A 20,284-nucleotide genomic window follows, 5' to 3' on the forward strand; every position below is an offset into this window, starting at 1 on the left:
GGCCGTCACCGCACGGCCGTCACCGCACGGCAGCCGCCGCCGGGCCCGGCGAGAGCGGTCACACCCCCTAGTGAGGAGCCATGGTGCACTCCACCGTCGAACAGCCCGCAGATGTCGTCACCCGGCTGCGCGCCACCTTCCAGACCGGACGCACCAAGCCTCTCGCCTGGCGTACGGAGCAGCTGCGCGGTCTGCGGACCATGCTGACCGAGCACGGTCGCGAACTCGCCGCCGCGCTCCACTCCGACCTGGGCAAGAGTGAGCGCGAGGCCTTCCGTACGGAGATCGACTTCACCGTGCGCGAGATCGACCACACCCTGGAGCGGCTGGAGGACTGGCTGCGGCCCGAGCCCGTCGACGTCCCGCCGCACCTCGGCGGAGCGACGGCGTGGACGGTGCAGGACCCGCTGGGCGTCGTCCTCGTCATCGCACCGTGGAACTATCCGGCGCAGCTGCTGCTCGCCCCGGTGGTCGGCGCGCTCGCCGCGGGCAACTGCGTCGTCGCGAAGCCGAGCGAGCTGGCACCTGCCACCTCGCGCGCCGTCGCCGAACTGCTGCCGCGGTACGTCGACAGCGACGCGGTGGCCGTGGTCGAAGGCGCCGTACCGGAGACCACCGCCCTGCTGGAGCAGCGTTTCGACCACATCTTCTACACGGGCAACGGCACCGTGGGCCGCATCGTGATGCGTGCGGCCGCCGAGCACCTCACACCCGTGACCCTGGAACTCGGCGGAAAGTCCCCGGCGTTCGTCGACCGGGGCACGGACCTGCGGACGGTGGCCTCCCGGCTCGTGGCCACGAAGTTCCTCAACGCCGGGCAGACCTGCGTCGCCCCGGACTACGTGCTCACCGACCCGCAGACCGCGCGCGAACTCGAAGGCGCGCTGGAGAAGGCCGTACGGGCGGCGTACGGAACCGATGCGGCCGACTCGCCCGACTACGGCAGGATCGTCAACGAACGGCACTTCGACCGGCTGACCGGCCTGCTCGGCTCGGGCCGCCCGGTCGTCGGGGCGAGCACGACCGTACGCGCCGCTACCTCGCTCCGACGGTACTGGCCGAGGTATCCCCGGACTCCCCGGTCATGGCAGAGGAGATCTTCGGTCCGATTCTGCCGATCGTGGAGGTGGAAGACCTCGACCGGGCCATCGCGTTCATCAACGACCGGGAGAAGCCGCTGGCGCTGTACGCGTTCACGGAATCCGGAACGACGCGTGACCGGCTGGTGTCGGAGACCTCTTCGGGCGGCGTCGGCTTCGGTCTTCCGGTGGCTCACCTCACCGTGTCCGACCTGCCCTTCGGAGGCGTCGGCGAGAGCGGTATGGGTCGTTACCACGGCCACTACTCGCTGGAGACGTTCAGCCACCGCAAGGCCGTACTGGACAAGCCGCTCGGCTGATCCGTGCGCGGGCCGCCGCCTCGGTGACGGGCGGCGGCCCGTGGTGGTGGGCGGCCCTCCACCGGCGGGAAATCCCGGTGATCACACTGGCCGGACTGTATGTACGGCCGGGTCAAGGCGGCGGCGTACGAATCATCCTCGGAGGGTGGCCGGTCACCCGGTCGCCGGACACCCGGCCCCGAGCCGGGGTCGTTGACGGGAAGTGACTCCACCCAAGCCGTATCCCCCGTATGGGGGCCGTGCCGACGGCGCCGGCCCTTCAGCGTGTTCGTCCGGCACCGAAGGGGAACACCCAGCGCGCGACAGTCAGGAACGGGGGACCGGGGAGCCCCGGCCGTACCTCTTCTCAGACCTGCTCGAAGAGTTCCTCCACAGGCTGGAACGGATTCAGACCGACTTTCACCACCGCTCCCGGCCCGTCGGCAATCGCACGGAACCCCGGCCTCCCGAGCTGCCGCCCGTCGCTTCCGGTACGACAGAGAGCCTGCGGGGGCGGACACGCCATGTATGACCGGCCGAATCCGATCGATGCCCGCCCCACCCCCTCCGGCTCACCAGTGCACCCCCACGGCCCCGGCCTGCCACCGGCAGCCAACCGGGCGATGGACGTGCAGGAAGCTTTCTCCCCGCCCGTCCCGGTCGTGGAACAGACATTCGACTGGGACGAAGAACTCACCCATCTGCTGCAGACCTCCGCACCGCACACCGCATCGGCGTTCCCGCGCCCCCGCTCCCACAACCGCCGCAAACCCGGGCGGGCCACTCCTCTCAGGGGCTGGTCGTGGGTGCGGGTGGTCAGCCTCAGCATGGCGGCACTGACCGCCTTCATCGTGACAACGGTCGGCGTGCTCGGTGCGATGGTCTCCTACGACCCGCTCACACACCTGGCCGCCGCCGGTGTGGCACCCGGCCTGGTGCACGGCTGGCCACTGCTCGTCTTCGGCCCCTGGGTCGTGGCCTGCCTCAGCGTCCTGCGCGCCGCCCTGCACCGTCGCCGCGCCCTCCACGCCTGGACGGTCGTGGTGCTTTTCACCGCCATCGCCGTCGCCCTCTCCGTCACCCAGGCTCCCCGAACCCTGCCCGGCATCGCGGTCACCGCCCTGCCCCCCGCCGCGGCCTTGGCCTGTTTCCACCAATTCATTCGCCAGATCACTCTCGCCCGCCCCCGCCACGCTCTCGCACGCGCCGCCGCACACCGCGCCGGCACCCGTGGCCGGCCCTGACCGCGCCCGGCCGGCACGGCCATGGCGCCATCCGGCCCGGTACCTCCTCCGCACCACCGCGTCTCTGCCGGCCGTGGGCGGTGACCGGTGGCGGCGCCTGGAAGCGTGCTTCCCGGCGGGTTTCCGCGCGGCCGGACGACGGACCAATCCGCTCCGCGGCCGGTACCGAATAGCGGGCATGAAGATCTCCCGCAGGAACATGGCCCGTGGCGGGCTCGCCGCACTCAGCGGCCTGCTCTCCGGCTTCGCGGCGCTCGCCGTTGCCGAGCTTGTCTCGGCGGCCGTACGAGCCGGGTCCGGGCCCGTCGCCGCGGTGGGCGGCGCAGCGATCGACCGCACTCCGGCGCCCGTGAAGGACTGGGCGATCCGTAACTTCGGCGAGAGCGACAAGCTCGTTCTGCAACTCGGTATTCTGGCGGCACTCGCCGTCCTGGCACTCGCACTGGGCGTGGTCGCGCTGCACCACCGGCGCACCGGTTCCGCCGGTGTGCTGATCTTCGGTGCGGTGGGGGCGGCAGCGGCAGTGAGCCGCCCGGACGCGACCGGACTCGCGGACGGACTGCCTTCACTGGCCGGCGCCGTGGCCGGTGCCGGTGTGCTCTGTGTACTGACCGGCAGGCTCACCGCACGGCGACGCGCGGACGCTCCGTCGAGCGTCGACAGCGGGTGGGACCGGCGGGGATTCCTGATCGCCGCCTCGGCGGCGGCGGTCGCGTCCGGCGGTGCCGGTGTGCTGGGTCGCACGCTGAACGGCAGTCGCGGCCGGGACGCGATCGCCTCGCGTGCCGGGGTGGTGCTCCCGCCGCCCGCTTCACCGGCGGCTCCCGTGCCCTCCGGCGCGCAGCTGCGGATTCCGGGCGTCAGCTCCCTCACCACGCCGAACAAGACCTTCTACCGCGTCGACACCGCTCTCGTGGTGCCGAAGGTCGATGCCACCGGCTGGCGGCTGCGCGTCCACGGCAAAGGTGTCGAGCACCCGACGACCGTCACCTTCCAGGGCCTGCTGGACCGGGAGCTGATCGAGCGGGACATCACACTCACCTGTGTCTCCAACGGGGTCGGCGGCCCGTATGTGGGCAACGCCCGCTGGATCGGCGTACGACTGGCGGACCTGCTGCGCGAGGCCGGGGTGAGGCCGCCGTCCAGAGGTGGCCCCGCCGACCAGCTGGTGGCCCGCTCGGTGGACGGCATGACGCTCGGCACGCCGGTGGAGGACGTCATGGACGGCCGCGACGCGATGCTCGCGGTCGGAATGAACGGTGAGCCGCTGCCCTTCGCACACGGCTTCCCCGTCCGGATGATCGTCCCGGGACTGTACGGATACGTCTCCGCCTGCAAGTGGATCGAAGACATCGAACTGACCACGTTCGACGACTACGACCCGTACTGGGTCAAGCGCGAGTGGGCCCGCAGGGCCCCGGTCAAGACGCAGTCCCGCATCGACACACCCAAGCCCTTCGCCCGGCCCGAGGCGGGAACCGTCATGGTCGCCGGCGTGGCGTGGGCCCAGCACCGCGGCATCGACAAGGTCGAAATCCGTGTCGACGACGGGCCCTGGCGGCCCGCCGACCTCGCCGCGCAGGACACCGTCGACACATGGCGGCAGTGGTCCTTCCCCTGGCAGGCCACCCCCGGCGGCCACACCCTCACCGTGCGCGCCACCGACCGTACGGGCGAAGTCCAGACCGGGAAACGCACCCGGACCGTCCCCGACGGCGCGAGCGGCCGGCATTCGGTGGTCGTCACCGTCGGCTGACCGGGTCTTGCCCTGCGCCTGACGCAGACCTTCTTCATTCCTCGGCCCCCGGGAAGGGCGTCGGCGGCGTACGGATCGTGCGGGAAGCCACCGAACCCCGGCTCCGTGTGCTGACCATTCTTTTCCCGGTGGTCAGCGGACCGGCCGGCCCGGACGGCCGTTGCCGGTCAGATGCGGAGTTCGGGCGGGAAGCCTGTCCAGCACAGCTCTGCGGGCAAGTGCCGCATGTCGTTGTACAGGAGCACACTGGACGGCCTGCCGGGCGCATACCGGATGACCGTGAGAGCCGCGTTGCCGTGGTTGAGTCCCATCCAGCGCCATTCGGGCGCGTCATGGGCGGCTCGGACCAGCCATCCGATGAGGAAGTTATGGGTGACGACCAGCTCATGACGAGGCCGTCCGCCCTCGACCGGCCCTGTGAACTCCGCAAGGGCTTCCCGGGCCAGTGCGGGGCCCCGTTCACGGTCGTCCGCCGGAAGCCGGGCCAGGAAGTCGAGCAGGAGACCGGCCGAATCCGGCGGCAGTTCCCGCTTCTGCGGCAGGTGGGGGACGTAGTCCCCAGCCGGCTCCGACGAATGGAGCGGGACACCGTCGAGCTGTTCACCGATCAGCCGGGCCGTGTGCTCCGCCCGGGGCAGCGGACCATGGTAGATCGCCGACAGGGGGGCGCCACGGAGCCGTTCACCGAGGAGAACGGCTTGGCGGCGACCGCCTTCGGTCAGAGCCGTCCCGTCCGCTGACGCCTCGCCGTGCCGAGTGAGGTAGAGGTATCGAGTGGCCATGTCCTTCACGCCCGGGGTCCCCTGCCAGCATCGTTGATCTTGCGTATTGAGCAGGTGGACGCGGGAACCCTGCCTCTCGGTTCCCTCCGGAAAGGCCCTGGGGCCGGCTCCGGCCCCGACGCTCCGAGATGCCGATACCCGATGCCAATGCCGAAGACACCGCACGGGCGTCCTGGGGTTCCTGGACTTCAAGCGAGGCTGGCCGGGCGACGCGACGCCAGTTCTTCGGCTTCAGGCTTCAGGCTTCAGGCTTCAGGCTTCAGGCTTCAGGCGAGAACGATGTTCACCGCATGCGGGGCCTTGGGTCCCTGCCTGATCTCGAAGGCCACCTCCTGGCCTTCGAGCAGCCCGAGAAGACTCCGGTCGGCGATGTATGAGAAGTGGGCGAACACGTCAGCGCCACCGTCTGTCTGCTCGATGAAGCCGAAACCCTTGGCCGCGTCAAACCACTTCACGATTCCGGTAACCATGCCGTACCTCCTTGTGAGCGGTTTCAAGGCCTGCGCCGTGCGATCCTCGCGTCGCCGCATGAGTCGCCCCGCCCGAAAGTGCACCATGGACGAAAAAGAGAATTCAGCTAACCATTACCGCAAGGCTACCCAACAGTAGCACGGCATAAGCAACCGGGAGCCCGACGCAATATCGCCCCGACTGTCGGACCATAAACCTTCGTCGCGCATCGCGTGATTTTCTGTGCCCACAAGGGGACATATTCGACTTCGCCGAGCATCCGTATTCCGAATTGCGACGTCCGCGGCCGGACGGGGGTCCGGGAGCGCGGTGCGCTCCGGGCGGGGCACAGGGGTCCCGCACCTCCGGCCCGGAGAGGCACCCGCCTCGTCGGCGTCCGCAAGTCGGCCTACCGGCGCGAGGTTCAACGGTAGTAAAATCACCTGCCATGTCGAACCCTGATGATCTGCTCGTTGACGTCGCCGCGACGGTGGAGTCCGAGCACTGTAATCAGATGTCACTCACCGTGGTCGCCGGTGGAGCTGTCATCACTGGACGGTTGGCCCCCGAGGCGGTGTGGCGGGAGCGGGTTGCCGAGGTACTGAAGGATTCAGATCGGCTGGGTCCGTTCGCCGGCATCTTCATGGCCGCCGACGCAGACCTCCGTCCGAAGCAGGACAAGCCCCCCACCCATCTGCATTTCCATGTCGCGAGGATCCTCCAGGGCAGTCTCGGAATTCCCGAAACCGGCGGGATGTACCGCATCGCCATCGAGGACGTAAGCGCATGGACGATAGGGGACTTCAGCTACTCGGACCGCTGAACTCCCACCCCCCGCCCGGCCCTCCGTCACCGGCTCGTGCGGGGCGGGACCACAGAGCACGGCGTGGCTGCACCGTTCGCGGAACGGTGACAGCACACGGACCGGACCCGCGACAACACAACGGGGCTGGGGCCCGCACCTTTGGGTGCGGGCCCCAGCCCCGTTGTACGCCTCGGCGTCAGGCGGGAACGATGTTCTCGGCCTGCGGGCCCTTCTGGCCCTGCGTGACGTCGAAGTTCACCTTCTGGCCCTCCTGGAGCTCACGGAAGCCCTGGGCGGCGATGTTCGAGTAGTGGGCGAAGACGTCGGGGCCGCCACCCTCCTGCTCGATGAAGCCGAAGCCCTTTTCCGCGTTGAACCACTTCACGGTGCCAGTAGCCATGTCATATCTCCTTCGGGGCAATGCCCAAGGGCCCGCACTGTGCGGGCGCCCGAGTCGCCGCAATGATTGTCCCGCCCGGAAAACAACACCGGCAATACAAGAGCGCGCTCACCGGCACAGGAGCCAGCAAGAGCACTTGAAGTCTTTGGGAACCACAACTGCAACTGAGATCAACATAGCACAGTGCAAGCGGTGGGGTGCGGCAAGTAATATCACTCCGCCCGGCACGTCATAAACTCTCACCGCCTATTGCACGGATTTCTGTCGCCGTGGCAATAGATATCCGCGGATGCGGGGCGCAGGGGCCGGCCGGCAGGACAGCCCTGGTTCGCGGGTCCAGAGCTCACTGCCTACGAGGCTGGCTGAAGCGCAGCATGTTGCCCGAGGGATCGCGGAAGGCGCAGTCACGGACGCCGTACGGCTGGTCGACCGGCTCCTGCAGCACCTCGCCGCCCGCCATGCTGATGCGCTCGAAGGTCGCGTCGCAGTCGTCGGTCGAGAAGATGAGGCCGCGCAGCAGGCCCTTCGCCATGAGTTCCGCCATGGCCCGCCTGTCGGCGGGCGATGCGTTCGGGTCCGCCACGGGCGGTTCCAGGACGATGTTCACGTCCGGCTGCGAGGGCGACCCGACGGTCACCCAGCGCATCCCCTCGAACCCGACGTCGTTGCGCACCTCCAGGCCGAGAATGTCCCGGTAGAAGGCGAGCGCCCTGTCGTGGTCGTCGACAGCGATGAAGCACTGCGAAAGCTTGATGTCCATGCGTTTCACGCTAGGGGCCGGGGTGGGGTTTCGCTTCTCCGTTCCTGACCGGTCGCGTGTGGATCTTGGCGACGCAGGCCGGGACGGCGGCACCCTCGTCATGGCGGCGGGCCCGGTACGAGCTCGGACTCTCGCCGACCAGCTCGGTGAATCGCGAGCTGAATGACCCCAGCGACGTACAGCCGACCTCGAAGCAGACCTCCGTCACCGTCAGGTCTCCCCGTCGCAGCAGCGCCTTCGCCCGCTCGATCCGGCGCGTCATCAGGTAGCTGTACGGCGTCTCCCCGAAGGCGGCGCGAAAGCTGCGGGAGAAATGGCCCGGCGACATGAGGGCGACGCGCGCCAGCGCCGGAACGTCGAGCGGCTTCGCGTATTCACGGTCCATCAGGTCACGGGTCCGGCGCAGCCGGACGAGATCCTCCAACGTCACGCGACCACCATCCCACAGCGCCGGGCATCACCGGTGCCGGCGCAGGGTGACGGCATGGCCGGCGGTCGCGTCCTCGACGGCGCCGACCACGGTCCCGCACGGAGCAGGGCAGGACATCGCCGGGCATCCCTCCGGCTTCGACGGCCCCGCGGCCTTCCGCGTCGGCAAGGCCGTGGAGGAGCTGCTGCCCCGGGTGTGCGCGCCGGAGCGCCGGCCCGCCCTGCGGAGGCTCCGCGAAAGGCACCGGAGGAGCGCGCGGGCCGTCTCACCCCTCCACGGGGACGGGGCGGCCCGGTTCCATCGCCACGTACTCGACGCTGCGCCCCTCGGCGTCCAGGAGCCGCCCCATCCGTTTCACCCCGGTGAAGGTGGTGCAGCGGTCCAGCACGCGGGCGGCCGGGAAGCGCCGGGCGAGCTGGGCCTCGTAGCGCGAGAGGTCGCTGAGACCGTGCAGCCAGATCTGCGCCAGCAGGTTGCCCTCTCCGGCCGTCGAGCACACCATGCGGGTCTCCCGCGTCGCGGCCAGTCCGTCGGCGGTGGATTCGAGTTCCGCCGGCGGCACCGCCAGCCACAGCGTCGCCGTGACCCGCCAGCCGGCCGGCAGGTGCGCCGTCTCGCAGCGCACCACCGCCCGTCCGCTGCCCAGCGCCGCGGCGAGCAGCCGCCGTACCGTGCTCTCCGGGCGGTCCAGCAGCTCGCCGAGGCGTGCGCAGAACAGGCGTCCGCCGGCTGCCAGCGCGGTGACCGGACGCCGTTCCTCGACGCTCGCGGGGCCCGGGGCGGTGCGGTCCCCGCCGGAGCGCCGGAGGTCGCGCTGCTGGTGCTGGTCGAGGGCGTCCATGCGCCACCGGCCCGCCTCCCGGTGGATGCGCCGGGCGAGGTGAGTGCGGGTGGCCGTGACGCCCGGCATCCGGCCCAGTCGGCTCAGGACGTACCGCCCCATCATCGGCAGGTTCGGCGTCGCCACCGTGACGAGCAGGTCGTACGTGCCGGTGACGATCTCCACGCTCAGCGCGTGAACGTCGCGCGCGAGCCTGCCCGCGGCCTCCTCCCAGGCGCCCGGCGCGCACGCCACCTGGACGAGTGCGAACGCCCCGTACTCGACCTGGGAAGCACCGGGGCAACAGGGCACCCAGGCGTTGCCGCTCTCCCTCAGCCGTGCCCAGCGGCGCGACAGAGTGGCGGGGTCCGCCCCCAGCGGGCCGGCGAGCCGGCTCCACGGCGCGCGCGGATCGAACTGGAGGGCGTTGATCAGAGCGAGATCGAGCTCGTCCAGCGTGGCGGTTCCGTGCATGAGGCGGCAACTCTCCTGCGGATTCCTGCAATTCGCCGGTGCGCGGCCGGACAGTGCTGATTCTTGCCGCCCACCGGGTCCCCCTTCGTTCCGGGAGTTGCGCAGTGCCACGTCCCCGACTCACCGCAAGCGCCGTTCCGGCCGTCTCCACGGCGCTCGTCACCTCCGCGTGCGCTATCTCGTCCAGTACGCCCGGGAAGGGCGGCACTTCGGCGAGGGCCCGGTGGTGATGCTCCGCGCGGACATGGACGCGTTGCCCGTCACCGAGGAGACCGGACTTCCGTACGCCTCGACCGTGCCGGGCGTGATGCACGCCTGCGGCCACGACGTGCACATGACGTGCCTGGTGGGAGCCGCGGAGGCGCTGGTGCGCGGCAGGGACGCCTGGGGCGGCACGCTGCTGGTCGTCGGGCAGCCCGGCGAGGAGGGCGCGCTGGACATGCTCGGTGACGGGCTGTTCACCCGCTTCCCGCGGCCCGGCGTCATCCTCGGTCAGCACGTGGGGCCGGCCCCCGTGGGTACGGTCGGCCACCGCGCCGGGCCGCTGATGTCCGCGGCGACGGACGTCGGCATCCGCATCTTCGGCAGGGGCGGTCACGGCTCCTCCCCCGAGCACTGCGTCGACCCGGTGGTCACCGCCGCCTATCTGGTGACCCGGTTGCAGACGGTCGTCTCGCGGGAAGCGCCCGCCAGGGACGCCGTGGTACTGACGGTGGGAAGGATCCGGGCCGGCACCAAGGCGAACATCATTCCGGAGGAGGCCCGGATCAACCTCAACATCCGTACGCGGGACACGGACGTACGCACGCGGGTCCTGGAAGCGGTACGGCGCATCGGTCATCTACCTGGCGGGACTCCAGGACATCCCGGCGGAGCTGTACGAAGCCGCCAAGGTGGACGGGGCCGGTCCCTGGCAGCGTTTCCGCCACGTGACCGTGCCGGGGCTGCGACCGGTGGCCCTGTTCGTGGTCAACTCCACGCTCCTGGCGTCGGCGAACATGTTCGGCCAGTCCTATCTGATCACCACGGGCGCGCCGGCGGACGAGACGAAGACCGCCATCTTCCTCATCGCGGAGACCGGCCTGCGCCGCTTCGACATGGGCACCGCCTCGGCGATGAGCTTCCTGCTCGCCCTCACCCTCATGGTCACCAGCGCGGTCGTCTTCCGCGTCTTCCGTGACCGGCAGGAGACGTCATGACCCTCGCACCGCCGCGCTCCGACGCCACGAACCGGCCGCCGGCCGGGCGCCGGGTGCGCCTCTCGCTGCTCCACCTGGTCCTGGGGGTGGTCGCCGCCCTGTATCTGAGCCCGCTGTTCCACATGCTCGTCACGTCGTTCAAGGACCGGGAGTCGGCCGGGGCGAGCGCCCCGGAGTGGATCCCCGGCCCCGCGACCCTCGACGCGTATCAGGAGATCTTCAGCGCGACCGACAGCCCGGTCCTGCGGTGGCTGGTCAACAGTCTGCTCGTGGCCACCGCGCACGCCGTCCTGGTGCTCGCCACGGCCACCCCGGCGGCGTACGCGCTGGCCCGGCTGGAGTTCCGCGGTCGGGGCGCCGTCTTCACCTGCGTGGTGGCCACCCTCTTCGTGCCGCCGGTGATCCTGCTGGTGCCCAACTTCCTGCTGGTCAACGAGCTGGCCTGGATCGACACGCTGCCCGCGGTGATCGTGCCGGGAGCGGCGAGCGCGTTCGGCGTCTTCTTCCTGCGGCAGTTCTTCCTCTCGCTGCCCGGCGAACTGGAGGAAGCCGCGGAGATCGACGGGTGCAACCGCTGGCAGATCTTCGTACGGGTCGTCCTGCCGCTGTCCCGCCCGGCGCTGACGACGCTGGCCCTGCTGGCCTTCCTCGCCAGCTGGAACGACTTCCTGTGGCCGCTGTACGTCCTCCTCAGCCCGGAGTCGCTCACGCTGCCCGTGGGTCTGGCCAACTTCCAGGGGCCAACAACATCCGGTACGACCTGCTGATGGCCGGGGCGGTCGTCGCGAGCCTGCCGGTGCTGCTGCTGTACGTGGTGGCCCAGCGGTGGGTGATCGAGGGCGTGTCCCGCTCGGGGCTCAAGGGCTGAACGAAGCCCGGGGGCCGGGGTGGGTCCGGGGGTCTCGCGCAGGTGGGACCAAGGCGCCCGGACCGCACTCCGGGCGTCGACCGGGTCGGTGACGTCCAGGGCGGTGGCCGGCAGGCCGTCCTGCCGGCCACCGCCGGCCTGTCCGGCTGCGGGCCGGATCCGCGGGCCGGATCCGCGGGTCAAGGCCGATGGCCAGAACCGTCAGGCGATCTCGATGGCGTCCAGTTCCGCCCAGTGGTCGCCCTTGGCGAGACGGACGGTGTTCCACCCTTCGTTCAGGATGATCCCTTTGTCGACGTGACGCCAGTTGTCCCGGCCCGTGTGCGGATAACCCACCGGGCCCGCCGCGTCGCCGTTGACGCTCAGCCCGTGCGAGGAGGTGACGGGCGAGCCGCCGCTGGAGGAGCCGTTGCCGTAGCGCACGGTCAGGGTGTGCCGTCCGGCGGAGGCCGCGAAGACGGTGAACTCCACGAAGCTGTCGGCGTGGTCGGTGTGGCCGACCGCCCGGCCGTCCAGGGCGCCCGCCGCGTCGCGCACCACCGCGTTGTTCACCCGGGCGTTCTCGGCCTGGTAGATCACCTTGCTGCCGCGCACGACGGGATGGTCGTTCGCCCAGCCGAGATCGGCCGCGTACACCGCGCGCCTGGAGTGGTCGCCGCTCCAGCCGTGGAAGACGATCCGGTCACGCCCGTCCGGCCCCGTCACCACATCCTGTCCGCCCGGCCCGCGCAAGGAGCCGGCGAAGGTGTCCGTCGTCATCAGCGGGGACGGGGCCTTGGTGTACGGGCCGTTCAGCGAGGTCGCCGTGGCGTAGCCGGTCTTGTAGGAGGCGTCGCCGTAGCGGTTGGCCGAGTAGAACAGCACGTAACGGCCGCCGTGCTTGACGGGCGTCGGCGCCTCGACGAGCGCGCCCTCCCAGGAGCGGTCCTGCTTGATCAGTCCGGTGGCGGCTCCGGTCGTGCGCGTACCGTCCCAGGAGAGGGGCTGGAGGTAGAGCCAGGTGTCCTGGCCGCAGCAGTTGCCGTCGTTCTTCCACAGCATGTACCGCCGGCCGTTCTCGGTGTACGAGGACGTGTCGATCGCTCCGCCCCGGTCCCCCGGGCACACCAGCGGCCCGCCTCCCGCCGGCCGGGGAGAGGCGGCGGGCCGCCGACCCGGAACCGGACGGGAGCGAGGATCAATCCCGTCGACGACGCCGCTCCGCGCCGCCTACGCTCGGCCCCATGAGCGACAACGGCACGGCACGGCGCCCCCTGGTCGCCGTCCTCAGCGGAGCGGGGATCTCCACGGACTCCGGCATCCCCGACTACCGGGGGCCCAATGGCCTGTGGCGGCGCGACCCGGAAGCCGAGAAGCTCGTCACGTACGACTTCTACATGTCCGACCCCGACATCCGGCGTCGCGCCTGGCGCATGCGTCTGGACAGTCCCGCGCTGCGTGCCCGGCCCAACGGAGCCCACCGGGCGATCGCCGAACTGGAACGCTCGGGGATCCCGGTCCGGGTCCTCACCCAGAACGTCGACGGGCTGCACCAGATGGCCGGGCTGCCCGCCCGCAAGGTGCTCGAACTCCACGGGAGCGCCCGGTCGTCGGTGTGCACCGGCTGCCATGCCCGCGCCCCGATGGAGGAGGCGCTGGCACGGGTGGAGGCGGGCGAGGAGGACCCGCCGTGCCGCGCGTGCGGAGGCATCCTCAAATCGGCCACCGTGATGTTCGGGCAGCGGCTCGACCCTGTGGTGATGAGCCAGGCGTTGTCGATCGCCAAGGCCAGCGATGTGTTCGTGGCCGTCGGCACCAGTCTCAAGGTGCAGCCGGCGGCCTCGCTCGCGGGGATCGCGGCGGAGTACGGCGCGCGGCTCGTCGTCGTCAACGCCGAGCCGACCCCTTACGACGAAGTGGCCGACGAGGTCGTGCGCGAGCCGATCGGGACGGCGCTGCCGACCCTGCTGAAGCAGCTGGCGGCCTGAGGCCGGGGCCCGCAGGGCCCGGGCCGTACGGGCCCCGGCCCTGCGGAAGCCCTTCAGTGGATGCGGTGCGCCGGCGCCCGCATCCCCGGCTGATGCCGTCCGGGCGCGCAGACCGGCCCGGACGGCACGGACGCCGCCCCACCGGTCCCGCCGGCCACTGCGTGAGCACTTCCCGGCCCCAGCCGACGTGGGCCACGCGCCCGGCGCGCCGCCCGCCGGCGCGGCCGGGTCCTCCGGGCGGGCCCGGCGGCGCCCGCCGAGGCCGACAGCCGGACACCCGACGAGGTCCACCCCTTCGAGGAAGGCGGCCCGCCCCGCCGCCTGTGGCGCGTCACCCGGACCCGGTGAGGTAGAACTCGGGTGCGAACGCCCCACTGACCAAGGACCACAGGAGTCGGCGCATGTCACGTCCCGTCACCATCGTCACAGGCGGCAGCAGAGGTACAGGCGCTGCGACGTGTGTCCGGCTGGCAACCGACGGACACGACCTGGCCCTGGCGTACGTCAGCAACAGCGCGGCCGCCGAGGAGACGGCGGCCGCCGTGCGCGCGGCGGGGGGGGGGACGCTGCGTCACGGTGCGGGCCGACACCTCCGTCGAGGCGGACGTGGAGCGGCTGTTCGACACGGTCGCGGCCGAACTCGGGCAGGTGACCGGACTGGTCAACAACGCCGGCGTGACCGGCCCGCTCGACAGGCTCACCGACGCCCGCACCGAGGATCTGCGACGGGTGGTGGAGGTGAACCTCCTGGGCTAACTGCTGTGCTGCCGCCGTGCCGCCCAGGACATGGCGGGTGCGGGTTCCGGCGCCGTCGTCAACATCTCCTCGGCGGCAGCCACCCTCGGCAGCCCCGGCGACTACGTCCACTACGCCGCGACCAAGGCGGCCACCGACGCCCTGACCATCGGCCTCGCCAAGGAACTCGGTCCGGACGGCATCAGGGTCAACGCCGTCGCCCCCGGCATCATCGACACCGAGATGCACGCCGCCATGGGCGACCCCGACCGCCCGGCCAAGGCGGCTGCCGGGATCCCGCTCGGACGGCCCGGCGAGCCCTCGGAGATCGCCGCCGCCGTCGCCTGGCTCCTGTCGGCCGACGCCTCCTACACCACCGGTACGGTCCTGAGGGTCTCCGGGGGCCGGTAAAGCACTCCGGGCACAACGACGGCGCGTTGTGCCCGGAGAATCCCGCCGCGCAGCGGCCGCACCCGCTCACTGCCCCTGGAAGGGAGGCTGCTGGGGGTACGGGCTCTGCCGGGGCTGCGGGTTGGGGTTGTACGGGGGCTGGTTCGGCGGAGCCGGGGGGTACGCCTGGCCCTGCGGCATCGGGTACTGCGGGGGCTGGGGCGGGTACCCCCCTGGAAGGGTGCCGCGCCGCCGCCATTGCGGTTGCGCCGGCTCAGGACCGCTACGACGACGATGCCGACGACTACTACGCCTACGATGCCCGCGCCGATGACGATCAGCATTCCCATGGGCTGTTTCCATCCTGAAGTTGCCGGCCGGAAGGGTGGTGCGGTGCCGGTCCGGTGTGATCGTGCCGCCCGGCGCCCGGTTCAGGGTATGTGATCGCCCACCCCGGCGGATGGGGGCTTTCCCCGGTCGGCGCCGGCCGGACCGGCCAGGGGCTGGTGATCCATCGCAGGACGGCGCCGATGGTGATGTCGTCGAGCGCGCTGAGGACGTGGACGGCTTCGAGGTCGCCGGGGAGCGGCGCGATCCCGCTGGCGGTCAGGGCGGCGTGAAGGTCCAGGCGGCGCTTGTCGGCCGCGCTCGGGATGAGGAGCGGTCGCCGCCGGAGGTCCGGGGCGGGCAGGAAGCGGCCCTCGGCCCCGTCGACGGCTCCTGCGGTGCCCCGCCGGTCGAGGTCCCGCAGACCGGGAAAGCGGTATGGGTCGAGTGCCCGCTGCGGCGTCCTGACCGGAACTGCGGAAGCCTCTGCGCCCTTGCCGTCCATCGGAACCTCCTGGGTGTCGTCACTGACCGACAGGACTCCCGCGGGGCGGCGCCCGGTTGCGCGCGGGGCCGCCTGCCACCCGGATGCCGCCAATGGCATCTCGTCACCGTGCAGGACAAGCAGCCCCGTGCGGAACCCGGCCCGGACGAGGCTTTACATTCTTTCCAAGATGCGGAATATATTTTCCGTTGCACTGCACCCGGGGGAGGAATCGCACCATGGACATCGAGAAGGCACTGCCACGCCGGGCGGCCGCCGAACTGGTGGGAACCGCCGCCCTGGTGACCGTCGTCATCGGTTCCGGCATCCAGGCCACCGGGCTCAGCCAGGACGCCGGAGTCCGGCTCCTGGCCAACGCACTGGCCTCGGCGATCGGACTCGGCCTGCTGATCCTCCTGTTCAGCCCGGTCTCCGGGGCTCACCTCAACCCGGTGGTCACGCTGTTCACGTGGTGGTCCCGGCGGCGCGACAGGTCCGGCTTCAACGGCCGGGAGGCCGGCGTCTACATCACCGCGCAGCTCACCGGGGCCGTCGCGGGGGCTCTCCTCGCCGAAGCGATGTTCGGCAGGCCCCCCGGCGTCTGGTCCACCCAAGTGCGGTCCGCCGGCCACTTGCTGCTCGGCGAAACGGTCGCCACGGCCGGGCTGGTGCTGCTGGTGTACGGACTGGACCGCACAGGCCGCGCGCGGCTCGCCCCGGTGGCAGTCGCCTCGTACATCGCCGCAGCGATCTGGTTCACCTCGTCGGGGTCCTTCGCGAATCCCGCGGCGACGGTCGGCCGCTCGCTCACGGACTCCCTCACCGGCATCGCCCCCGCGTCACTCCCCGGCTTCATCGGCGCACAGCTCCTCGGCGGCCTCCTCGGCGCCGTCCTGGCGACTGTTCTGTACGGGCCGTCCCCAGCTCCCCCGCTGCCCTCCGGGCTGGTGCTGAGCGACGGCTCGCGAGGCCGGATCTTCTCCCGCCGTGTGTGACGCGCCCCGACGGACCGCCCGGTCGCGAGCGGACACGGCGCCGACCGGCACGCCCGTACTGACGCGGCGGCCCGTCAGCCGTCCCCGAGCGCCTCCTCCCGGCACGTGAACGCCTCGTCACTGTGCGACAGCCTCAAGAGGCGGGCCAGGAAGTCCGGCACTGCGGACAGGGTCAGGTCGGCGTCGTCCGCCCTGGCCGTACGGGCTGCGCTCAGCAGCGCGCTCAGTCCGGCGCAGTCACAGAACCGCAGGGCCGACAGGTCCACGGTCACGTTCCTGTACGCGGCCAGCGCACCGTGCAGGGCGTCACGGACCTCCGGGGCGGTCTCGACATCGAGGTCTCCGGCCACGGTCACCCGGCAGCTGCCGGGCCCGGCGGGACGGACCACAACGTTGATCATTTCGAGCACTGGGCGCTCCCTCGCGTGGTGATGCGCCTGCACTTCCAAGGGAACGCCCGAGCGAACGCGCTGTCCACCATTGGCGGAGCAACCGTCCGGGTCCGGTCTCGTCGAGCGGGCAGGGCGGGTGCTCCTGTGCGTTCCCCGGCGGTGACCGGTGGTGAAGGGATGGGCCCGGCTCAGCCGGTGACAGAACCCCGGCGGGCGGCTCAGCGCCGCGCCACCGGGGTCGTACGGACCTCGAGCGTGCTGACCGGTGGCGGTGTGGCGGGAGCACGACGCCGGGGAGTGGCCGGAGAGCGCGGCCGGGCTGTCGCAGGACTTGGACACCCTCGACGTACCGCACGCCCCGTGGCCGCCGTCCGGCCACCACGGGGGCGTGAGCCGCGGTGGCGCGAGAGCCGGGAAGTGCGGGTCGCCTTCACCGAGCTGCGACGGCTGGTGCGGTGGGTGCCCTCGCTCCAGCAGCCGATCGACGAACTGCCCGCCCGGGCACCGGGATTCACCTTCGCCCACCGCGAGCCGCGGGGGACGGGGATGGCCGTGCTGACGCTCCCCTCGTTCGCTGCGGAATGGCCCGCCTGGACCGTGGTCCAGGCGGCGGTGATGGACCTGCTGTACGCCCGGTGCGGCTTCGACCTGCGTACGCGCGGGGCCGGCCGGCGGCCGGCGTACAACCTCCCCGGGCAGGCCGGGACGCGGCGCCTGGTATGCGGCACGTGCTGCGACGGCGGACGCGCGGAACTGGAGCGCCTGGGCGCCGGAGGGACCGGCGGACGGCCCCTCGAAGGGGCCTGGGAGCGGCCTGCCGGCCCACGGCGTTCCGTCACGCGCATGAGTGCCGGACACCGGCTCGGGGGCCAGCAGGATCTGCGGGAAACCGTCGGCAGGCAGTCGTCCACCGACGTGGCTAGGGTGGAAATGTGAACGGCTACGCTGCGGTATTCGAGGTCGCCATCACCGCTCAACGGTCCCTCGGCGGTATGGGCGCAGTGGAAGACATCGGCATCCTGCACGCTGCCGAGACCGACGCGAGCGGCCGGGCACCGGAGCGGCAGACTCTGTGCGGCCTGGACACCACGAACATGCAGCCGGCGCCGCTCGACCAGCCGGCCACTCCGTGGGACACCTGGATGCCGCCTCTCCCCGGCCCCGCGGAGGCCTGCCGGGAATGCGACCGGCTGGCCTCCGCGCCGCGCCCCTGAGACCCGGCCCGCCGGTGTCCGCCCTGCGTGTGTCCGCGTATTCGAAAACTCGCCCGAGGGCTACGCGCTCGGACGAGAACATCGTGCGAGACGAGGAGATACCCATGGGCATCATCGCCTGGATCGTCATCGGACTGCTCGCCGGCCTCATCGCCAAGGCACTGCTGCCGGGCAAGGACCCCGGGGGCTTCATCATCACCATGCTCATCGGCATAGCCGGCGGGCTGCTGGGCGGCTGGCTCGGCAAGGTGATCTTCGGCGTCGACTCCATCGACGGCTTCTTCGAGCTGTCGACGTGGATCGCGGCCATCGTCGGATCGCTCATCCTCCTGGTGCTGTACCGCTTGGTCACAGGGGGCCGGAACCGGTCGCGCGCCTGACCCCTCACGCGCCCGATCCGTCCGGTCCGCCCGGCCCGGAGGAGCTCCACCGCCGAACCTCTCCGGCTACAGCGTGTCGTCGTCTTCCGGGGGGTCGATGTGCATCGCGGCTTCCTCGGCCGGTCCCGCGGCGCCGTCCATGCCGGCGTCCTGACCCGGTACGCCGATGTCGTACTGCGGCGCCGCCCCCTCCAACGGCTCGCCCTCGCCCCCGGGCAGGTCACCGATCCGGTCGCCCACCGGCGGCTGCACGTCGGGCACTTCCTCCGCCAGCCGTTGGTCGAGGGTTTCGCCCTCGCGCTGCTCCTCGCCCGTGGTGCCGTGCTTGGTGGCTGCCATCGGCCGGTCGGGCGGGGAGTACCCCTCGACCTGCATCTCGTCGACCTCCCGCTCCCCGAGAGCGTTCTCCATGTCGAGATCGTCGGTCGGCCGGTCGTCCGCACCTGAATTCGCGGGCTGGTAGACGTCGTCACCTCGTGCTGTTTCGTCGGACATGCGTCGTTTCCTCTCTTGTGGAAGCGTTCCCGGAAAAGCCGGCACACAGGGCAGCGGGTCAAGCACCCCTCGGAGCCGACGTGTTTCTCCGCGTACCCGGCCGGATACACAACACACCGCATTTCTCGCATTTCTCACCGAGCGGCGCTCAAAGCCCGGCGCTCTCCTGCGCCGGCGGTCACCCCACGTATTTCCGCGCGGTGGAGGCCCGCTGCGCTTCCTCCAGCGTCCACAGCCGCGCTTCCAGCTCGGGGAGCACCGGATCGCGTTGTCCGAGGACCCACGGCAGGCCCGCGACGGCGTGGGCGAAAGCCCGCAGGGACGCCACGTCACGCGGGACTGTCCGCAGCAGGTAGCCGGTGCGGCGCAGGGCCGGGCCCAACGGACGGCGCAACCAGGTGAACCACAGCGTGTTGCGCAGCCCCACGATCCGCCGCGCCGTACTGTCCCGCGCCGTGGACGCGGCATGGTGGGTCGTGAGCGCCGGGACGTAACTCAGCCACCAGCCCCGCCGCAACAGGTCGGTGGCCAGCAGTTCCTCCTCGCCGCCGAACCACAGGCCCGGGTGGAACCCGCCCACCGCGCCGAAGGCGTCCGTACGTATCACGGTCGCGGCGGCGAGGAACGAGCCCAGGGCGGGCCCCGGCAGCCATTCGGGGCCGGACAGCGGTGAATCGCGCAGTTCGGCGACGATGGGGTCTTCCTCACCCGACGGCTCGACGACGATCCCGGCCGTGACCGCGGCCAGGAGCGGCTGTGCGTCGAGGACGTCCGCCGCGTGCCGCAGCGATCCCGGTTCCCACCACGTGTCGTCGTCGCAGAAGGCGACATAGGGAGTACGCACGTGTCGCACCGCCAGATTGCGGCCCAGCGCGCCCGGATTGCGCCCCGGCCGCAGCAGCACGACTTCGGGGAACCGCCGGGCGACGGCTTCGGCCGTGCCGTCGCCCGACGCGTTGTCCGTGACGATCACCAGCGGCCGTTCCGGCAGGTCGCGCAGCATCCCCAGTGTCCGGAGCAGCTCGGCGCGGCGGTCCTTGGTGATCACCACGACGGTGGTACGGCCGTCCGGGGCACTCTGGACCGCCCGGTCCGGAGCGGGCGTCTCGAGAGGAGGTTCCGGCATCCCTGCTGCTCCCTTGCTCCTCCGGGCGCCTCGGCGGCGGCCGTGGTGGTGGGCGGACGTTGTCCGCGGCCGGTCAGCTGATGACGTGCGGCAGATGCGGGGCGGGGCCACGGCTTCCGGAGCAGCCGGAGCCGCTCCGGGACTGCCCGTCCGTACCGGGTGCCGCCCCGGTCCAGCTGGTCGGCCATGCCCCGTCCGGCCCGTACGGTGTGCGGTTGTCCCATGGCCCGGCGGCCCGGTCCTTGAGCTCCATCGTCCGTCCGCTCCCCGGTTCTCGCACCGGATCTCGCAGTGAAGTACCGGTGTCCCGTTCCCCTGCTGCCCGGAGCCATGCGGATCGCATCGTGGCCCGGGGCCCGCCCGTTCGCCCGCCCCGCCGCGTCGACGTGGTGACCGCTCACTCGGGGCGATCG

21 protein-coding genes and 3 pseudogenes are annotated in these 20,284 nt (G+C 71.3%); 13 read left to right on the plus strand and 11 right to left on the minus strand.

The genetic code is table 11. The features are described 5' to 3' along the window. Positions 1-80: 80 nt before the first annotated feature. The 3 genes and pseudogenes from BN1555_RS01955 (at position 81) to BN1555_RS01965 (ending at position 4,378) form a co-directional block, all read left to right on the plus strand. Positions 81-1,399 (plus strand): annotated as a pseudogene (locus BN1555_RS01955) (aldehyde dehydrogenase family protein). 641 nt (positions 1,400-2,040) lie between these two features. Continuing rightward, positions 2,041-2,622 (plus strand): DUF2637 domain-containing protein, encoded by a 582-nt coding sequence (locus BN1555_RS01960; RefSeq protein ID WP_093797285.1) that lies wholly within the window; start codon positions 2,041-2,043, stop codon positions 2,620-2,622. Between the two features lie 178 nt (positions 2,623-2,800). Further along, the gene (locus BN1555_RS01965; protein WP_093797287.1) at positions 2,801-4,378 is read left to right on the plus strand and encodes a molybdopterin-dependent oxidoreductase; all 1,578 of its coding nucleotides are present in this window, start codon (positions 2,801-2,803) and stop codon (positions 4,376-4,378) included. Positions 4,379-4,545: 167 nt separating this feature from the next. Here the strand turns inward: BN1555_RS01965 and BN1555_RS01970 are convergent, their stop codons facing one another. Together BN1555_RS01970 and BN1555_RS01975 are read right to left on the minus strand one after the other, a co-directional pair. Beyond that, positions 4,546-5,160, minus strand: coding sequence for a histidine phosphatase family protein (locus BN1555_RS01970; RefSeq protein ID WP_176709917.1), 615 nt, complete (start codon positions 5,158-5,160; stop codon positions 4,546-4,548). Positions 5,161-5,426: 266 nt separating this feature from the next. Continuing rightward, positions 5,427-5,630, minus strand: a complete 204-nt coding sequence (locus tag BN1555_RS01975) for a cold-shock protein (protein ID WP_093797291.1) — start codon at positions 5,628-5,630, stop codon at positions 5,427-5,429. 428 nt (positions 5,631-6,058) lie between these two features. Here BN1555_RS01975 and BN1555_RS01980 point away from each other — a divergent pair, with 428 nt between their 5' ends. Further along, positions 6,059-6,433: a hypothetical protein gene (locus BN1555_RS01980; RefSeq protein WP_093797293.1), complete on the plus strand. Its 375-nt coding sequence runs from the start codon at positions 6,059-6,061 to the stop codon at positions 6,431-6,433. 178 nt (positions 6,434-6,611) lie between these two features. Here the strand turns inward: BN1555_RS01980 and BN1555_RS01985 are convergent, their stop codons facing one another. The 4 genes from BN1555_RS01985 to BN1555_RS02000 all read right to left on the minus strand — a co-directional run bounded on the left by BN1555_RS01985 (position 6,612) and on the right by BN1555_RS02000 (position 9,299). Next, entirely contained in the window at positions 6,612-6,815 is a 204-nt protein-coding gene (locus BN1555_RS01985; protein ID WP_093797295.1) for a cold-shock protein, read from the minus strand. Positions 6,816-7,158: 343 nt separating this feature from the next. Then, on the minus strand, positions 7,159-7,575 hold the full coding sequence (locus BN1555_RS01990; protein WP_093803111.1) for a VOC family protein: 417 nt from the start codon (positions 7,573-7,575) through the stop codon (positions 7,159-7,161). A gap of 10 nt (positions 7,576-7,585) precedes the next feature. Further along, entirely contained in the window at positions 7,586-8,005 is a 420-nt protein-coding gene (locus BN1555_RS01995) for a helix-turn-helix transcriptional regulator (RefSeq protein ID WP_093797297.1), read from the minus strand. Between the two features lie 265 nt (positions 8,006-8,270). Next, the gene (locus BN1555_RS02000) at positions 8,271-9,299 is read right to left on the minus strand and encodes an Lrp/AsnC family transcriptional regulator (protein WP_093797299.1); all 1,029 of its coding nucleotides are present in this window, start codon (positions 9,297-9,299) and stop codon (positions 8,271-8,273) included. A gap of 211 nt (positions 9,300-9,510) precedes the next feature. Between BN1555_RS02000 and BN1555_RS39995 the strand changes: the two are divergent. From BN1555_RS39995 to BN1555_RS02010, 3 genes and pseudogenes are all read left to right on the plus strand, one after another. After that, positions 9,511-10,134: pseudogene (locus BN1555_RS39995) on the plus strand (amidohydrolase); the annotation flags it as partial. A 58-nt stretch (positions 10,135-10,192) separates the two neighbouring features. Further along, entirely contained in the window at positions 10,193-10,498 is a 306-nt protein-coding gene (locus BN1555_RS40000; RefSeq protein ID WP_369688933.1) for a carbohydrate ABC transporter permease, read from the plus strand. Beyond that, positions 10,495-11,265 (plus strand): carbohydrate ABC transporter permease, encoded by a 771-nt coding sequence (locus tag BN1555_RS02010; RefSeq protein WP_218058166.1) that lies wholly within the window; start codon positions 10,495-10,497, stop codon positions 11,263-11,265. The genes BN1555_RS40000 and BN1555_RS02010 overlap by 4 nt, the downstream gene beginning before the upstream one ends. A gap of 302 nt (positions 11,266-11,567) precedes the next feature. Here the strand turns inward: BN1555_RS02010 and BN1555_RS02015 are convergent, their stop codons facing one another. Beyond that, positions 11,568-12,473 (minus strand): family 43 glycosylhydrolase, encoded by a 906-nt coding sequence (locus BN1555_RS02015; RefSeq protein WP_255305830.1) that lies wholly within the window; start codon positions 12,471-12,473, stop codon positions 11,568-11,570. 116 nt (positions 12,474-12,589) lie between these two features. Here BN1555_RS02015 and BN1555_RS02020 point away from each other — a divergent pair, with 116 nt between their 5' ends. Together BN1555_RS02020 and BN1555_RS02025 are read left to right on the plus strand one after the other, a co-directional pair. Further along, on the plus strand, positions 12,590-13,333 hold the full coding sequence (locus BN1555_RS02020) for an SIR2 family NAD-dependent protein deacylase (protein WP_093797305.1): 744 nt from the start codon (positions 12,590-12,592) through the stop codon (positions 13,331-13,333). A gap of 401 nt (positions 13,334-13,734) precedes the next feature. Beyond that, a pseudogene (locus tag BN1555_RS02025) lies at positions 13,735-14,479 on the plus strand (SDR family oxidoreductase). 316 nt (positions 14,480-14,795) lie between these two features. Here BN1555_RS02025 and BN1555_RS02030 read toward each other — a convergent pair. Beyond that, positions 14,796-15,290, minus strand: coding sequence for a hypothetical protein (locus tag BN1555_RS02030; RefSeq protein WP_176709918.1), 495 nt, complete (start codon positions 15,288-15,290; stop codon positions 14,796-14,798). A 218-nt stretch (positions 15,291-15,508) separates the two neighbouring features. Here BN1555_RS02030 and BN1555_RS02035 point away from each other — a divergent pair, with 218 nt between their 5' ends. Then, a complete protein-coding gene (locus tag BN1555_RS02035; protein WP_093797307.1) occupies positions 15,509-16,264 on the plus strand; it encodes an aquaporin in 756 nt (251 codons plus the stop codon). A 74-nt stretch (positions 16,265-16,338) separates the two neighbouring features. Here BN1555_RS02035 and BN1555_RS02040 read toward each other — a convergent pair whose 3' ends face one another. Then, positions 16,339-16,665 carry an STAS domain-containing protein gene (locus BN1555_RS02040; RefSeq protein WP_255306352.1) on the minus strand — a complete coding sequence of 109 codons (327 nt, stop codon included), beginning with the start codon at positions 16,663-16,665 and terminating at the stop codon, positions 16,339-16,341. Between the two features lie 351 nt (positions 16,666-17,016). Between BN1555_RS02040 and BN1555_RS02045 the strand changes: the two genes are divergently transcribed. The 3 genes from BN1555_RS02045 (at position 17,017) to BN1555_RS02055 (ending at position 18,250) form a co-directional block, all read left to right on the plus strand. Continuing rightward, positions 17,017-17,592, plus strand: a complete 576-nt coding sequence (locus BN1555_RS02045; RefSeq protein WP_141662799.1) for a hypothetical protein — start codon at positions 17,017-17,019, stop codon at positions 17,590-17,592. Beyond that, on the plus strand, positions 17,589-17,870 hold the full coding sequence (locus BN1555_RS02050; RefSeq protein ID WP_093797314.1) for a hypothetical protein: 282 nt from the start codon (positions 17,589-17,591) through the stop codon (positions 17,868-17,870). The genes BN1555_RS02045 and BN1555_RS02050 overlap by 4 nt, the downstream gene beginning before the upstream one ends. Before the next feature lie 104 nt (positions 17,871-17,974). Further along, positions 17,975-18,250 carry a GlsB/YeaQ/YmgE family stress response membrane protein gene (locus BN1555_RS02055; RefSeq protein ID WP_093797316.1) on the plus strand — a complete coding sequence of 92 codons (276 nt, stop codon included), beginning with the start codon at positions 17,975-17,977 and terminating at the stop codon, positions 18,248-18,250. Positions 18,251-18,316: 66 nt separating this feature from the next. On the opposite strand, the gene BN1555_RS02060 is transcribed toward BN1555_RS02055, so the two are convergent. Together BN1555_RS02060 and BN1555_RS02065 are read right to left on the minus strand one after the other, a co-directional pair. Beyond that, the gene (locus tag BN1555_RS02060) at positions 18,317-18,745 is read right to left on the minus strand and encodes a DUF5709 domain-containing protein (protein ID WP_093797319.1); all 429 of its coding nucleotides are present in this window, start codon (positions 18,743-18,745) and stop codon (positions 18,317-18,319) included. 178 nt (positions 18,746-18,923) lie between these two features. Beyond that, positions 18,924-19,871: a glycosyltransferase family 2 protein gene (locus tag BN1555_RS02065; RefSeq protein WP_093797321.1), complete on the minus strand. Its 948-nt coding sequence runs from the start codon at positions 19,869-19,871 to the stop codon at positions 18,924-18,926. Between the last annotated feature and the right edge of the window lie 413 nt (positions 19,872-20,284).

Origin of the sequence: Streptomyces sp. Wb2n-11, from assembly GCF_001049855.1 — a bacterium.
Lineage (GTDB): Bacteria > Actinomycetota > Actinomycetes > Streptomycetales > Streptomycetaceae > Streptomyces > Streptomyces altiplanensis.

Excerpts from the sequence above, each read along its gene's own strand:
- BN1555_RS01985 (WP_093797295.1), bottom strand. The coding sequence starts at position 6,815 with ATGGCTACTGGCACCGTGAAGTGGTTCAACGCGGAAAAGGGCTTCGGC.
- BN1555_RS02010 (WP_218058166.1), top strand. The coding sequence starts at position 10,495 with ATGACCCTCGCACCGCCGCGCTCCGACGCCACGAACCGGCCGCCGGCC.
- BN1555_RS01975 (WP_093797291.1), bottom strand. The coding sequence starts at position 5,630 with ATGGTTACCGGAATCGTGAAGTGGTTTGACGCGGCCAAGGGTTTCGGC.
- BN1555_RS01965 (WP_093797287.1), top strand. The coding sequence starts at position 2,801 with ATGAAGATCTCCCGCAGGAACATGGCCCGTGGCGGGCTCGCCGCACTC.
- BN1555_RS01990 (WP_093803111.1), bottom strand. The coding sequence starts at position 7,575 with ATGGACATCAAGCTTTCGCAGTGCTTCATCGCTGTCGACGACCACGAC.
- BN1555_RS02000 (WP_093797299.1), bottom strand. The coding sequence starts at position 9,299 with ATGCACGGAACCGCCACGCTGGACGAGCTCGATCTCGCTCTGATCAAC.
- BN1555_RS02065 (WP_093797321.1), bottom strand. The coding sequence starts at position 19,871 with ATGCCGGAACCTCCTCTCGAGACGCCCGCTCCGGACCGGGCGGTCCAG.
- BN1555_RS02020 (WP_093797305.1), top strand. The coding sequence starts at position 12,590 with ATGAGCGACAACGGCACGGCACGGCGCCCCCTGGTCGCCGTCCTCAGC.
- BN1555_RS02060 (WP_093797319.1), bottom strand. The coding sequence starts at position 18,745 with ATGTCCGACGAAACAGCACGAGGTGACGACGTCTACCAGCCCGCGAAT.
- BN1555_RS01970 (WP_176709917.1), bottom strand. The coding sequence starts at position 5,160 with ATGGCCACTCGATACCTCTACCTCACTCGGCACGGCGAGGCGTCAGCG.
- BN1555_RS02040 (WP_255306352.1), bottom strand. The coding sequence starts at position 16,665 with ATGATCAACGTTGTGGTCCGTCCCGCCGGGCCCGGCAGCTGCCGGGTG.
- BN1555_RS02055 (WP_093797316.1), top strand. The coding sequence starts at position 17,975 with ATGGGCATCATCGCCTGGATCGTCATCGGACTGCTCGCCGGCCTCATC.
- BN1555_RS02030 (WP_176709918.1), bottom strand. The coding sequence starts at position 15,290 with ATGGACGGCAAGGGCGCAGAGGCTTCCGCAGTTCCGGTCAGGACGCCG.
- BN1555_RS01980 (WP_093797293.1), top strand. The coding sequence starts at position 6,059 with ATGTCGAACCCTGATGATCTGCTCGTTGACGTCGCCGCGACGGTGGAG.
- BN1555_RS02035 (WP_093797307.1), top strand. The coding sequence starts at position 15,509 with ATGGACATCGAGAAGGCACTGCCACGCCGGGCGGCCGCCGAACTGGTG.